At 39.6% G+C, this 14,684-nt stretch carries 8 protein-coding genes, 1 tRNA gene and 1 pseudogene; 2 read left to right on the forward strand and 8 right to left on the reverse strand.

The window, feature by feature from the left end:
- Nucleotides 1–120: 120 nt before the first annotated feature.
- Entirely contained in the window at nucleotides 121–786 is a 666-nt protein-coding gene (gene queC, locus PING_RS05825) for a 7-cyano-7-deazaguanine synthase QueC (RefSeq protein ID WP_011769501.1), read from the reverse strand.
- Nucleotides 787–969: 183 nt separating this feature from the next.
- On the opposite strand from queC, the gene queE reads away from it, so the two are divergent.
- Both queE and hrpA read left to right on the forward strand, forming a co-directional pair.
- Nucleotides 970–1,647, forward strand: a complete 678-nt coding sequence (gene queE / locus PING_RS05830) for a 7-carboxy-7-deazaguanine synthase QueE (RefSeq protein WP_041766954.1) — start codon at nucleotides 970–972, stop codon at nucleotides 1,645–1,647.
- A 471-nt stretch (nucleotides 1,648–2,118) separates the two neighbouring features.
- Nucleotides 2,119–6,009 carry an ATP-dependent RNA helicase HrpA gene (gene hrpA / locus PING_RS05835; protein WP_011769503.1) on the forward strand — a complete coding sequence of 1,297 codons (3,891 nt, stop codon included), beginning with the start codon at nucleotides 2,119–2,121 and terminating at the stop codon, nucleotides 6,007–6,009.
- A gap of 187 nt (nucleotides 6,010–6,196) precedes the next feature.
- Here hrpA and PING_RS05840 read toward each other — a convergent pair.
- The 7 genes and pseudogenes from PING_RS05840 to PING_RS05870 form a co-directional block, all read right to left on the reverse strand.
- Nucleotides 6,197–6,280, reverse strand: a tRNA-Tyr gene (locus tag PING_RS05840).
- 429 nt (nucleotides 6,281–6,709) lie between these two features.
- Nucleotides 6,710–7,546: a formyltetrahydrofolate deformylase gene (gene purU / locus PING_RS05845; RefSeq protein ID WP_011769504.1), complete on the reverse strand. Its 837-nt coding sequence runs from the start codon at nucleotides 7,544–7,546 to the stop codon at nucleotides 6,710–6,712.
- Between the two features lie 36 nt (nucleotides 7,547–7,582).
- Entirely contained in the window at nucleotides 7,583–8,059 is a 477-nt protein-coding gene (locus tag PING_RS05850; RefSeq protein WP_011769505.1) for a YchJ family protein, read from the reverse strand.
- Nucleotides 8,060–8,132: 73 nt separating this feature from the next.
- Entirely contained in the window at nucleotides 8,133–9,803 is a 1,671-nt protein-coding gene (gene asnB, locus PING_RS05855; protein WP_011769506.1) for an asparagine synthase B, read from the reverse strand.
- 186 nt (nucleotides 9,804–9,989) lie between these two features.
- Nucleotides 9,990–11,606 carry a cation:proton antiporter domain-containing protein gene (locus PING_RS05860; RefSeq protein WP_041766022.1) on the reverse strand — a complete coding sequence of 539 codons (1,617 nt, stop codon included), beginning with the start codon at nucleotides 11,604–11,606 and terminating at the stop codon, nucleotides 9,990–9,992.
- Between the two features lie 175 nt (nucleotides 11,607–11,781).
- Entirely contained in the window at nucleotides 11,782–13,353 is a 1,572-nt protein-coding gene (locus PING_RS05865) for an SEL1-like repeat protein (protein WP_011769508.1), read from the reverse strand.
- A gap of 239 nt (nucleotides 13,354–13,592) precedes the next feature.
- Nucleotides 13,593–14,563: pseudogene (locus PING_RS05870) on the reverse strand (IS30 family transposase).
- Nucleotides 14,564–14,684 lie beyond the last annotated feature (121 nt).

The raw sequence follows: 14,684 nt of genomic DNA on the forward strand, positions 1-14,684 counted from the left end.
GTTAATATGATCACTGCTAAGGCTTTTAAGTGCTGGACAGCACAGGCATATTATTGTGCTTTCATATTTACTGGGATCATTATAATGCCTTTAATTATATTGGCATCAGCGAGGGTGTAATTAAGTGTCTTCATATGCAATGGGATCCTTAAGGCCGTTAGCGGCAAAGGCTTCTAGGCGTTCAACGCAGGATCCGCATTTGCCACAGGCTTTCTCTCTGCCGTTATAACAGGTCCAGGTTTTACTATAATCAAGACCCATTGCCAGTCCATCTTTTAAAATACCGCTTTTGTTATTGTTTAAATAGGGCGAAAAAATTTCTACTTTTTCATAATTAGCCACGGCAGCGACGTCATTCATTTTTTCAACAAAAATTGGCCTGCAATCGGGATAAATTTCATGATCCCCCGAATGTGCACCGTAATAAACCTGTTCGGCACCGAGTGAAACGGCGTAACCAATAGCCAAAGATAATAAAATCATATTACGGTTGGGGACTACCGTGGATTTCATGCTTTCCTGTTGGTAATGGCCCTGCGCAACATCAATGCTGCTGTCGGTTAATGAAGAACCGCCAATTAACTGGTTAATGGCTGAAATATCAATAACTTTGTGGTGGACTCCTAATTCTTCACAGACCTCTCGCGCCACTTCAATCTCTTTAATATGGCGCTGCCCATAATCAAATGTTAAAGCATAAGGGGTTAAACCTTGTTGCATGGCTTTGTGTAATACGGTGAAAGAATCCATGCCTCCAGAGTAAATTACGACAACTTTTTTAGACATAAGGCATTTTTCCCAATTGATTTACATATAAAGCGGATCCTGAGTAATAATACATAAGTTTTTGAACCCTTTGAATTTTATTGTTATCTTTTTGTTCTATATAAAAATTAAGTTTTAAATATGTTCACTTACTTATTGCGTTACACTGACAAGATCCTGCTACCAATCGAGCATAATAAAGCAATGAATCAAAACTATAAAGTAAACGAATTATTTCAAACTATTCAGGGAGAAGGTTTTAATACCGGTGTACCTGCTATTTTTCTACGTTTACAGGGGTGTGATGTAGGTTGTGCCTGGTGCGATACTAAACATACTTGGGAAATAAACCCAGATAAACAGACAGAACTGATTTTATTAACCGGCAGCAGTAATGAATCAACACGTTGGGCAAATGTTAACGCGCGGGAGATAGTTGCTGAAATTAAACGTCTTGGATATAGCGCTAATTTAGTGGTGATCACCGGTGGCGAACCTTGTCTTGCAGACTTGCGAGAGTTAACCACTGTACTGCATGAGTTTGACTTTAAAACTCAGATCGAAACCAGTGGCACTTATCCTGTTTTAGTTGCGCCGCCGACCTGGGTGACTCTCTCTCCAAAGGTTAATATGCGCGCAGGTAAAGTTGTTTTGCAATCGGCTCTTGAACGTGCCGATGAAATTAAACATCCTGTTGGTACTGAAAAAGATATCGAACAGTTAGATGCATTATTGGAAAATCTTAAATCGATAGAAGATAAAGTTATCTGTTTACAGCCAATTTCGCAAAAGGTAAAAGCGACGCTTTTATGCAGTCAGGTCTGTATCGAACGTAACTGGCGTTTATCGGTGCAGATGCATAAGTATCTGGGAATCGATTAGTGATAGTCAATAGACTATTTGATTTTTGAAAAATCGATAATTTTCCTGAAGGGGGACCAAAGTTGCAGTAATAGCGGCCCTCGTGTGTACTTATACCCATGATACTTCAAGATGCAAAGTCAGCAAGGAAAATTGTGCTGAGATGCAAGGCATAAAATTGAAGTATAGTTATTCTACAGAGAGATTTTATAACAACGTAGATTGGTACCATTTTTCTTGCCCTACGGGGCGCAAGTTCGAAAACCAGCGCTGCGTTGCACCAATCGCAAAGGGAATAACCATTACCTCATGTTGCGTCTTGCACTGGTTTCCGATCTCGCGCCTGACAAAGCATTTTGAAGTAACATGGGTATATACCCAAACTATTTGAAGCTGAATTCTTAAATAGTTTGAGTATAAGATAAAGCACTGCTGTCTTTATTGTATGCACCTTGCTAGGATCTGTTTTTTGATTCTTGTTAGGTATTTCTTTTGACCATTTCTGCTGCTACTTTAAAAAAACATCTCTCCCAGGCTTTATACCAAGACCAATTTGCTTTGGCGCGTCGTATTGATGCAGCTAAAAAACAAAAAACAGCTGAAAAAGTAGAGCATGCTCTGGTTAAAGTAGCCTGCGATATTCAGTCATCAATCGATGTACGCGCCTTGCGACTACTCAATTTACCTAAAGTGAGTTACCCGCCAAACTTACCCGTGAGCCAGAAGAAAGATGATATTTTGGCTACTATTCGTGATAACCAAGTGGTTATTATTGCCGGGGAAACTGGATCGGGTAAAACCACTCAGATCCCTAAAATTTGTTTAGAGCTAGGTCGTGGTGTGTCGGGCCTGATCGGCCACACGCAGCCCAGGCGAATTGCGGCACGTACAGTGGCCAACCGTATTGCTGAAGAGCTTGATTCTATTGTGGGTGAAACGGTCGGTTACCGGGTACGTTTTACGGATAAAGTCAGCGAACGGTCTTATATTAAGTTAATGACCGACGGTATTTTATTGGCTGAAATTCAAAACGATCGTTTTTTAAGTAAATATGACACTATTATTATCGATGAAGCCCATGAGCGCAGTCTGAACATCGATTTTTTATTAGGTTATCTGAAACGTTTATTACCGCGCCGTCCGGATCTTAAAGTTATTATCACTTCTGCGACTATTGATCCCGAACGCTTTTCCAACCATTTTATCTCTGCCCGTGGTAAAAAAGCGCCGATCATTGAAGTCTCCGGCCGTACTTTTCCCGTTGAAACCTTATATCGTCCGTTAGAAGATTATGCGGGGGGTGATCAAATTGAAGGTATCTTTAACGCAGTCGATGAGTTACAGCGCTTAGGGCGTGGTGATATTCTGATCTTTATGAATGGTGAACGAGAAATTCGAGATACAAGCGACGCACTAAACCGCCGTAATTTACGTGATACTGAAGTATTACCGCTGTTTGCGCGGTTAAGTGTTGCCGAGCAGAATCGTATTTTCCAACCGCATCAAGGCCAGCGTATTGTGTTAGCAACTAACGTGGCAGAGACCTCCCTTACGATCCCAGGTATTAAATATGTTATTGATACCGGTACAGTGCGTATTAGTCGCTACAGTTACCGTACTAAGGTACAACGTTTACCAATTGAACCTATTTCACAAGCAAGTGCAAATCAGCGTACAGGGCGTTGCGGACGTGTCAGTGAAGGGGTGTGTATTCGCCTTTATAGTGAAGATGATTTCCTTGCCCGTCCGGCGTTTACCGATCCGGAAATTCTACGCACCAATCTTTCATCGGTTATTTTACAGATGCTCTCGTTAGGCCTCGGCGATCTTAATAAATTCCCCTTTGTGCAACCGCCTGAAGATCGTAATATTAAAGATGGTTTAGTCTTATTAGAAGAGTTAGGGGCCGTTGATCTTACCCTTCAGGAAGCGCAGAAAAAACTTACCCCCTTGGGCAGGCAATTAGCTAAACTGCCCGTTGATCCACGTTTGGCACGAATGATTTTAGCGGCGCAAGAGTATGGTTGTGTGCATGAAGTGATGGTGATAAGTGCAGCATTAAGTATTCAGGATCCGCGTGAACGGCCAATGGATAAACAACAAGCCGCCGATGAAAAGCATCGCCGATTTGTTGACAAAAATTCCGATTTTATCGCTTTTGTGAATCTTTGGGATTATATCAAAGAGCAGCGTCATGAGCTTTCTAGCAGTCACTTTCGTAAAATGTGTCAAAAAGAGTTTCTGGCTTACATGCGGGTGCGCGAGTGGCAGGATATCTATACGCAAATTAAACAGGTTATTGATGAGTTAGGCATTAAAATCAATAGCGAAGCGTCAAATTTTGATGCTATTCATCAAGCGTTATTAGGGGGGTTATTATCGCACATAGGTTTTAAAGACAAAGAAGCTGAATACCTCGGTGCGCGTAACAGTAAGTTCTATCTGTTTCCAGGATCTGCTCTGTTTAAAAAACAGCCCAAATGGATAATGGCGGCTGAATTAGTGGAAACAGCGAAACTGTTTGGACGAACGGCTGCACGTATCAAACCTGAATGGATTGAACAGCAGGCACAACACTTAATTAAACGCAGTTACAGTGAGCCGCATTGGCAGAAAAAGCTGGGGGTGGTTGGCGCATTTGAAAGCCAGATCCTATACGGCGTGCCGATTGTTACTAAACGTAAGGTCATTTACACAAAAATAGATCCGCTTTTATGCCGGGAGCTCTTTATTCGTCATGCGCTGGTAGAAGGTGAATTTGTCACTCGTCATCAGTTTTTTAAAGAGAACCAACTGTTACTTGAAGATATTGAGGAATTAGAGCATAAATCCCGTCGCCGCGATATTTTGGTGGATGATGACACTTTATACTATTTTTATGATCAGCATATCCCAACCGATGTAGCCAGTGCTAAACAGTTTGACAGCTGGTGGAATCGCGAAAAGGAAAAACAACCTGATTTATTAAATTACCAACGCAGTTTAGTGATGGCCCACGGCGCAGATCAAGTGACTGAAAATGCATACCCTGATTGTTGGCAGCAGGGAAACTTTAAGCTGCGCTTAAGTTATGCTTTTGAGCCCGGTACTGCTCAGGACGGAGTCTCTGTTGATATCCCGCTGGCATTATTAAATCAACTGCAGCCCAGTGGTTTTGATTGGCAGATACCCGCATTGCGTGAAGAATTATTAATTGCATTGATTAAAACTCTGCCAAAACCAGTACGTCGTAATTTTGTACCCGCGCCAAATTACGCACAGGCCGCATTGGCCGTGATGGAGCCGCTAAAAACACCTCTGCTTGAAGCATTTGAGAAACAACTGCTGCGCATGACCGGGGTACGTATTCCGGAGAATTCATGGGATATAACGGCATTACCAACACATCTTAAAATAAAATTTAATATTATTGATGAGCAGGGAAAAATCATAAATCAAGGGACAGATTTAACACTTTTACAGCATCAGTTAAAAGGAAAAGTAAAAGAGACCTTGTCTAAAGTGTCGAAGCAGGGCATTGAAAAAACAGATTTAGTGACATGGAGTTTTGGCAAATTACCTAAGTCATTTAGTAAAGATCATGGCGGGTATCAAGTTAAAGCTTTCCCGGCACTGGTGGATAAAAAGAAAAGTGTTGCCATTGAACTGTTTGACAGTGAACAAAAAGCCGCTCAAATGAGCCGCGAAGGTCTGCGCCGTTTAGTCTTATTAAATGTGCCGTCACCCATTAAATATCTGCAAAAAAGTTTGCCTAATAAGGCCAAATTAGGCCTCTATTTTAATCCCTTTGGCCAAGTAAAAGAGTTAATTGATGATTGTATTAACTGTGCTATTGATACGATTTTAAAGGATCAAAAAAGCCCCAGTACAGAAGCTGAATTTGAAGTGGAAAAAGAGAAAGTACGTGCAGAATTGGCTGACACAACATTAAAAATCACGCAGTTGGTTGAACAGATATTAACCCTCGCTTATGCGGTGAATAAAAAACTCAAGGGAAAAATTGATTTAACTCTGCTGGTGGCCCAGGGAGATATTAAAGCGCAATTAAATCGTCTTATTTTCCCTGGATTTGCTTGTCAGGTTGGAGAGGCTAAATTAACGGATTTAAAACGTTATTTAATGGCATTGGAAAAACGCTTAGAAAAGCTTCCTGTCAATCCAAACCAGGATCGTCTGCATACTATCGCACTCAATGAGTTAGAAACGCGTTACCATAGTCTTTGTAAAACCCTACTTGCAAGCGAAAATGATAATGAACAATTAGCTGAAATCTATTGGATGATGGAGGAGTTAAGGGTGTCTTTATTTGCGCAGCAGTTAGGCACCGCTTATCCCGTTTCAGAAAAACGTATCAAATTAAAGTTAGCTGAATTAAAGGGATAATATTTCCGATATGCCCTTTTAAAAAGCTCATCATGTTCAGCATGTTGGGCTTTTTTTAGCCTACAAAAAAGATTGATGACTCTTGACTGATAAAATGAACAGAAAAATCTTTTCATTTTATCGTGTTTGTTATTAGAGTGAGATTGATTTTAGAAGGTGTTCACAAACTTAATAGAGAGGATTGAAATGGTGGAGGGGGACGGATTCGAACCATCGAAGCTTTCGCGGCAGATTTACAATCTGCTCCCTTTGGCCGCTCGGGAACCCCTCCTTCATTTCGCGATGGATAATAGCAGAAACTGACCGTTTGTGAAGCCTTGGAAATAGAAAAACAGTAAATAAAATCAGCTTGTTGCATATTTCTCTTGTTTTGTACAATAAGTAACAAAAAGTGTTTAAATTAAAGATAAATGGGAGGAGGGAAAATGCTGTTAAATAACAGCATTGACAGGGGGATTTTCAAGTGTGTGCTACTGAGAAATTTTAACGGATAAATCCTTAGACCAATTTACCAAGGGAAAACATTTGAAAAAGCCGTTATCAGCACAATTTAACCGACCGACTTGCACCGTTGATTGCTGTGAAATACTCATAGCACCCAGAGCGACCAAAGTATGACCTGTCGAATAATTGACCAAACTGACATTGGCTCCTTTTACATTATTGCTCAGGTTTAGCGCTGCTGAGATTGAACGTTTGTTTATTGAAAAACCACGGTGCGATTAGCATAAACAAAAATTTTGTCATCTAATACCTGCTGTAATGCACGGCTTAATACAGATTTTTCTACATCTCGTCCTGCTTTTACTAAATCATCAGCAGTATAAGAATGATCAATGTGGGTTACATCTTGAGTAATAATAGGTCCTTCATCAAGGTCATTATTGACAAAGTGAGCCGTCGCGCCAATAATTTTCACTCCACGATCGAAGGCTTGCTGATAGGGTTTAGCACCAATAAACGCGGGCAGAAATGAGTGATGAATATTAATCAGTTTATTTTGATAAACCTTAACAAATTCAGGCGTTAAAATGCGCATATATTTAGCCAGAATCACATAGTCAGGCGCATAGGGCGAAATAGCCTCTAGCACTTTTTTTTCATGCTCTTCACGATTTAAACCTTCATGACTGACGGTATGATAGGGGATATTAAACTTAGTCACTAACTCTTCGAGTGTATTGTAATTACCAATAACAGCTGCAATTTCAACATCAAGACCACCGTAAGTACTTTTCATTAAAATATCACCAAGACAATGGGCTTCTTTGGTGACCAAAATGACAATACGTTTTTTTTGTGCTGAGATTAATGCCCGATGAGAGCCTTTTGGTAAGCTAAAATCTAAATCGGCTAATAGCGTCTGATCATTGAAATAACCTTCAATTTCAGTACGCATAAAAAAACGCCCATGCTGGTGGTCGACAAATTCATTATTTTTAATAATATTTAACTGATGCTTGTGGCAAATATTGGTGATTTGAGCAATCAGACCTTTGCTGTCAGGGCAATCCGTCAGTAGTGTTTTCTTTTCCATTTTTCATCTCTTCTTTGTTGTGACTAATGCGCTGCGTTATTTAGCACAACACTTTTTGTGTTTTTTACCGCTGCCGCAGGGACAGGGGTCATTGCGTGGTATCTTACCTGATTTTTGCTCAGGATAAATAAGTCCATCACAATAAAGCCAACCATTATTTTCTTTCACAAAATTAGAACGTTCATGGTGACAGAAGAGTTTACCCTGATCTAAGTACCAGGCTTTAAATTCCACGTAACCTGAATCGGAAAAACTTGCCGTGCTTAAAATTTGTAAGTTTTTCCAATCAACCGTTTGTTCGGTTAAGACTTCAACACTCAAATCCCCCCGGTAGTCAGGATGATAAGTATTATATAAATAATCACCTAGTTGATACACAAAGGCACTAAAACGGGAGCGCATCAGTTGCTCGCAGGTAACAGGTTTAACGGTTTTTATATGAAATGGAAAACAACATTGTTGATATGTTTTTTCACTTTGACAAGGGCAGGTTTGCTGATTTAATTTAGACATTTTATATTCGGCTGCGTATAAAAAAAGCGTTCCGCGGAACGCTTTATAAAGTTAACTAAGCATTTACATTTAGTTAGGCAAGATTGTATGCATCATTATGAATGCCTGCTGCACGACCAGAAGGATCTGCATTATTTTGGAAACTCTCATCCCAGGCTAATGCTTCAACGGTTGAACAGGCAACTGATTTACCGTGCGGTACACATTCTGCAGCACTGTCCAGCGGGAAGTGCTCGGCAAAGATAGTACGGTAGAAGTAAGCTTCTTTGGTATCGGGGGTATTAATTGGAAACTTGAACTGCGCAGTTTCTAATTGTTGATCTGTTACTTGCGTTTCAATATGCGCTTTTAACGTATCTATCCAGTTGTAACCGACACCATCGGAGAACTGCTCTTTTTGACGCCATAAAACTTCACTTAACAGCTGACCTTCAAAGGCTTCACGAAGAATGTTTTTTTCAATACGGCCATCTTTGATCATTTTAAGTTCAGGATTGGTACGCATAGCGACATCCATAAACTCTTTATCTAAGAAAGGTACGCGTGCCTCAATGCCCCAAGCCGCCATTGATTTATTAGCACGTAGACAGTCAAACATATGCAGTTTACTGAGTTTACGGTTTAATTCTTCATGTAATTCTTTTGGATTTGGCGCTTTGTGGAAGTACAAGTAACCGGCAAATATTTCATCAGCTCCTTCACCTGAAAGAACCATTTTTATGCCCATCGCCTTAATCTTACGTGCCATTAGGTACATAGGTGTCGCAGCGCGGATAGTGGTTACATCGTAAGTTTCAATATGATAAATAACTTCACGCAACGCATCGATACCATTTTGTACGGTAAAGATAATAGGGTGGTGAATAGTGCCTAATTCTTTGGCTACTTTTGCAGCGGCGGCTAAATCAGGCGAGCCTTCAAGTCCGACAGAAAAAGAGTGCAGTTGTGGCCACCATGCGCCGCTTTCACCATTATCTTCAATACGCTGTTTAGCAAATTTTTGCGTGATAGCCGAGATAACAGATGAATCTAATCCACCGGACAGTAAAACACCGTAGGGTACATCACACATTAATTGACGCTTAACAGATGCTTCAAGTGCTTCGCCAATTTCAGCCGCGCTGCCGCCGTTATCTTTAACTGCATCATATTCCATCCAGTCACGCGCGTAATATTGAGTAATTTCACCCACTTCACTGTCTAAAAAGGATCCCGTTGGGAATTCCTGAATTTTTGTGCAGATAGGTGTTAATGCTTTCATTTCTGACGCCACATAAAAATTGCCATGTTCATCCCAGCCCATATAGAGCGGGATAATACCCATATGATCACGGCCAATCAGGTATTTATCTTTTTTGGCATCGTATAAACAAAAAGCAAAGATACCATTTAAATCATCCAGAAAATCACACCCTTTTTCTTCGTACAAAGCTAAGATAATTTCACAGTCTGATTTTGTTTTAAACTGATAACCACAGGTTAATTCAGCTTCTAACGCTTTGTGGTTATAAATTTCACCATTCACTGCAAGGATATGTGTATTATCCTGATTGTACAGCGGTTGTGCGCCGGTATTGACATCTACAATGGAAAGACGCTCATGAACCAGTATTGCTTTATCAGACGAGTAAACACCGGACCAATCGGGGCCACGGTGACGAAGTAGTTTAGACATTTCAATAGCTTGTTGGCGTAAAGCGATCGGATCGCTTTTAATGTCAAGTACACCAAAAATAGAACACATAATGTTACCTTTTATTTAAAGCGGATATCTACAAGATATCGAGTGCTAAGTTATTAATGTTTGTCCATTTACTGTGAAAAAACAAAAAACAATAATTTGATAGACGATTTTTGCAGAATAATCAATAAAAGTCACACTAAATCACAGTAATAAGTTATAAATAAGTCTATTTGGACAAATGAATGATTATAACTCTTGTTTATGGTGATCTTTTAGCAATGAAATCTGTAATTCAGAACAAACATGGCGCGCAAAACCAGAGCCTGCTTCCTCATACATATTGTAAACTTGATTAACACCAAATTCATTTAATTCCGCTTGATCGCTTTTATAATGGGCAAGTGCTGCGACTTTAAAATTGGCACTGCTAATTTTATTAAGTTGCTCTGCCGCATAACGATTACCATTATGATCCGGCATAGCTAATAAAATAAGTTTAATATTATCTGTTAGTTGTAATTTATTCCAAAAATCTGAATCTAACGCATCACCGGTTATCACCCGTCTTCCATGGGCGCGATGATCTAGGGTTTTTTGATGATTGTAGTCAATCCCCATTACCCGTTCACCGTAGGTTATTTTTAGCGCCTCATAGGCGCCTGTCCCTATTTGACCCATCCCTAACACTAATATTTGTGCATCACCCACCCGCACCGGGCGATCATCTTTATGTAAACGTTTTGCCTGAAAACGTTTTAAAGGATGGCTAAAGCGGCTGTAGATAGTATCCGAAAATTTATTCAATAACGAGGCGATAATAAAGCTAAACGAGACGGCAATGGCGATGATAATCAACCAATCTTGAGATAACCAACCTTTATGGGTGGCAAGGGCGGCGACAATTAAGCCAAATTCACTATAATTTGCCAATGAAAACGAAGTGAACAGAGAAGTCCGTGAGCGTAATTTAAATCGGCTTAAGGTGAGGAAATAAAGTGTAATTTTTCCTAATAACAAAATGGATAAAATGCCTGCAACCATAACATGATCAATATTTGGCAATCCACCCAAGCCGATACTCAAAAAGAAGCAGATTAAAAACAGCTCTTTCAAATTAAATAAAGATTTGGCCATATCTTTAGCACTGGGGTGTCCCGCAAGTAGCATTCCTGCGATTAGCGCGCCTAAATCTGCCTTTAAGCCGGCAAATTCAAATAAACCTGCTCCGACAACCAAGGCTAAAAAGAAACCATATAATACTAATAATTCGCCGTGGCCTGCTCTATCTAATAGTTTAAATAAAAGAGGGCGGATAAGGGGTAACCCTAATAATGCAACGGCCCAAATTGATGGCATTTCCCCGATCGAAACGGTTAAAAACAGGACAGCAAAAATATCCTGCATAATCAAAATACCGATTGCTATCCTGCCATAAAGTGAGTTTGTTTCACTTTTTTCTTCTAGAATTTTCACCGCAAATACGGTACTTGAAAAACTTAATGTAAAGGAGACAAGTATTAACTCCATTATTTTGAGATCAATAAAAAAGATTAAACCAATCACTTTTAAGGACAAGAGCAGCAGGGTATAAAAAATAATACTGGCGATAAGATGAATACTCGCACCTCCCCAAACTTCGCTTTTAAAGAGGGTGCGGATATCTAATTTTAATCCGATAGAAAAGAGTAATAAGGTGACACCTAAATTCGCCAGACTAACCAACCCTTCACTCGATTCAAAACCGAAAAAATTAAGGACAAAACCCGCTATTAAAAACCCAACCATTGGCGGTAAGCTAGTAAAGTTAACCACCATACCGAAGGTGAAGGCGGTGCCAATAAAAAGTAGTATAGAAAAATCCATATGAAGCTCATTTGATAAAGGGGAGAAGTAATGCCAATGACACATTGCGGTTCAACTTGATTGCTGCTTTTATTATATTTTCCTGCGCATTTAAAACCTTTTAATAAAAAACGGTGGTAAATTGATTTTATAATATTTTACAATATTTTGACATGCATCAGTTAAAACAATTAGGTTAAAAAAAGGAAGGATCAACTTTTTTGGTTGTTTTATTGCCCACTTTATTATGGGCTAGGTCGATTTTATTTGGGGATTGTTTTTGTTGTGCTTTTAGTAACTCAATATGCTTAGGCAGTGAATAAGTTAGAAAGGTTGTTGTATCTGGCCATTTTCGTTGCACTACTAATTTAATGCCATCCTCTAATAACCATTGAAAACTTGCCTCGCCTTCCATAGGTTCACCTTCAGAGGTATCAGGTTCACCATATTTTTGTTTCACAGTCTCTTTAATACGAGTAATTAAATCAGGATCACTTCTGCCGATAAAAGTATAATGAGCGCTGGCAAAATAATCTTCACGTGTATAGGTTATTTCCAGCTGACTTGTTCCTTCAACGATAGCACCCGTAAAATACGTATCTGACCAATCGGCAGGGTTTTCAGAAATAACGGTTATCTGCTTATTTTTGATTTCTTTGGATAATATCTGTCTATTAGTACAGGCTATCCGCACTGAAAAAAGCTCTGTTGTGGCATTTTCTAAACAAAATCTGTGTTTAGATAGTTTTTGATAGTTAACCTTAGCCCAAGTTTCAGGGGATTCTTGATATAATTTTAGCGCGTACTCAATATCTATGGGCACACCTATACCCTGCTCATAATAAGCAGCTAACTGCGCGCTTGCGGACACATCCCCTAACTCTGAAGCCTTTTGATAGTAATCAAAGGCTTTAGATTTATCAACGTTTATACCCTGTTCACCATTTTCATAAATAAGACCAAGATGATGATAAGCTTGGGGATGATTTTTGATTGCGGCTTGCTTGTACCAATTAATCGCAAGGCGAATGTTTTGCTCGACACCGCTGCCACCTTGATAAAGCTTGGCAAGTTTATATTGTGCAGCACTATCACCCTTATTTGCCGCGCTTTCGTACCATTTTATCGCTTCTTTCAAATCGATTTTACCCGCTTTACCATTTTCGTAAAATTCACCCGATTTATAAGCTGCAGGCGCAAAATGTTTTGCTGCTGATGCTAAGTATAAAGAGTGCGCACGTTGGTTATCCTGAACAACGCCACGGCCCAATTCATACAGTTGAGCAAGGTAAAAAGTTGCATTGGCACTGCCTTGTGAGGATGCCTCTTTATACCATTTTATGGCTGCCTGATAATCTTGTTTAACGCCTTTACCCGATTGGTAAATTTTCCCTAAATGGAGCTGTGCAGAGAGATGCCTTTGCGCAGCCGCTTTACTAAACCAAAGAAAACTTTGCAGATCATTTTGCAGTGCACCGTTACCATCTTGATAGTGTAAACCTAATTGAAATTGGGAATCTACATGACCTTGATTAGCGGCTTTTAAATACCATACTACCGCGCTTTCAGGGTTTGCTATCGCTTCAGTACTATTGTCATAAATAGATGCCAGGACATATTGTGCTGCAACATTATTCTGGATTGCAGATTTTTTGTACCAATTGGCAGCTTGCTTGATATCTATTAAAACTCCTTGTCCACTTTCATACATCCAGCCTAAAGCATATTGCGCGGCAGGATCTCCCTGCTTTGCTAATTTTCTCCACAATGAAGCTGCACGCGTGTAGTCACCAGCCTGGGCGGCTTCATAGGCGTCATTAAAATTAGGGCGAGCGAAAGAATTCGAGCTTAATAAGACCGTACTAAGAAGTGCAATGGCTGCTAACTTAAACAGTGTAATAATCCATTAAATTTAAATCCATGAGCATTAGTTTGACTTGCCTATAGCGTTTATTTAGTCAGTGCTAAGTAATAAGGTGGCAGATTCAACTTTGAAGTGCATAACCACTAAGCGGCTATAGCCACTCTATGTTCAGCCATTAATTTGGCTGGCGTTTTGTAATTTATTTTTTTCTTGGTCTATCATTGAGTTTGACTATTACATCTTGAACTTCTGATTGCGATACTTTTTTGAAGTCTGTTGATTTCGGCCAATATTGTCGTAATAGACCATTGGTGTTTTCATTCAATCCTCGTTGCCACGAACAATAAGGATCTGCAAAATACACATCACATTTCAAACTCTCAGTCATTTCTTCATGATAAGCAAATTCTTTACCATTATCCGCAGTGATCGTTATTACGGAATCTTCAAACGGTTTTAACAAAGCAATGGTGGCTGCTGTGACTGTTTTCGCTGATTTGTCATCTACACGTGTCGACACCGTAAAGCTAGTTTTCCGCTCTACAATAGTGACCAACGCGCCACTGTGTCCTTTGCCAATAACCAGGTCGATTTCCCAATCACCCATTCTGCTTTTATCATCAACAACTTGTGGGCGCTCATCAATACTTATGCGGTTCTTTATAAACCCTCTACCTGCTTGCTTATCTTTATTGCGTGTTTGGTAAATTTTTCCTTTCCTACGTAATTTTTTGAATAAGTTACCGCCACTTTTTTTATCTGACCAAACATGCTGATAAATGGTTTCATGGCTAATATTGATGCTTTGTTGCTCTCTAAGCCTGCCTGATATCTGCTCTGGACTCCATTTTTCTTTAATTCTGGAGTCAATTAACTCAATGAGACTTGTTGTCATTTTAATGGCTTTACAAGCGGCTAATCGACGCTTATCTGATGATATTTGAGCTTGCTGAATACGATAACCACGCTTACCTGTATTACGGGACAACTCCCTGCTAATCGTTGATTGGCTAACACTTAGTTACTTTGCTATTTTATTTTGACTCAAACCTGTTTTCTTTAAGGCATAAATCTGGCATCGTTGTTCGTAGGTCAGTTGGTTATATGTTTTCATTGTTGCATCTCTTGCCGGAGAAAAAGCGATTAGCATATAGTCAGCTGACCGTTTTTTCTACCTATTCAAGTTATGCACTTATTATTTGAATCGAAGGGTTAATATATATATTTTAATTATT

This window comes from Psychromonas ingrahamii 37 (assembly GCF_000015285.1).
GTDB lineage: Bacteria > Pseudomonadota > Gammaproteobacteria > Enterobacterales > Psychromonadaceae > Psychromonas > Psychromonas ingrahamii.

Coding starts and splice junctions, on each gene's coding strand:
- asnB (WP_011769506.1), bottom strand. CDS start 9,803: ATGTGTTCTATTTTTGGTGTACTTGACATTAAAAGCGATCCGATCGCT.
- PING_RS05850 (WP_011769505.1), bottom strand. CDS start 8,059: ATGTCTAAATTAAATCAGCAAACCTGCCCTTGTCAAAGTGAAAAAACA.
- queC (WP_011769501.1), bottom strand. CDS start 786: ATGTCTAAAAAAGTTGTCGTAATTTACTCTGGAGGCATGGATTCTTTC.
- purU (WP_011769504.1), bottom strand. CDS start 7,546: ATGGAAAAGAAAACACTACTGACGGATTGCCCTGACAGCAAAGGTCTG.
- PING_RS05860 (WP_041766022.1), bottom strand. CDS start 11,606: ATGGATTTTTCTATACTACTTTTTATTGGCACCGCCTTCACCTTCGGT.
- queE (WP_041766954.1), top strand. CDS start 970: ATGAATCAAAACTATAAAGTAAACGAATTATTTCAAACTATTCAGGGA.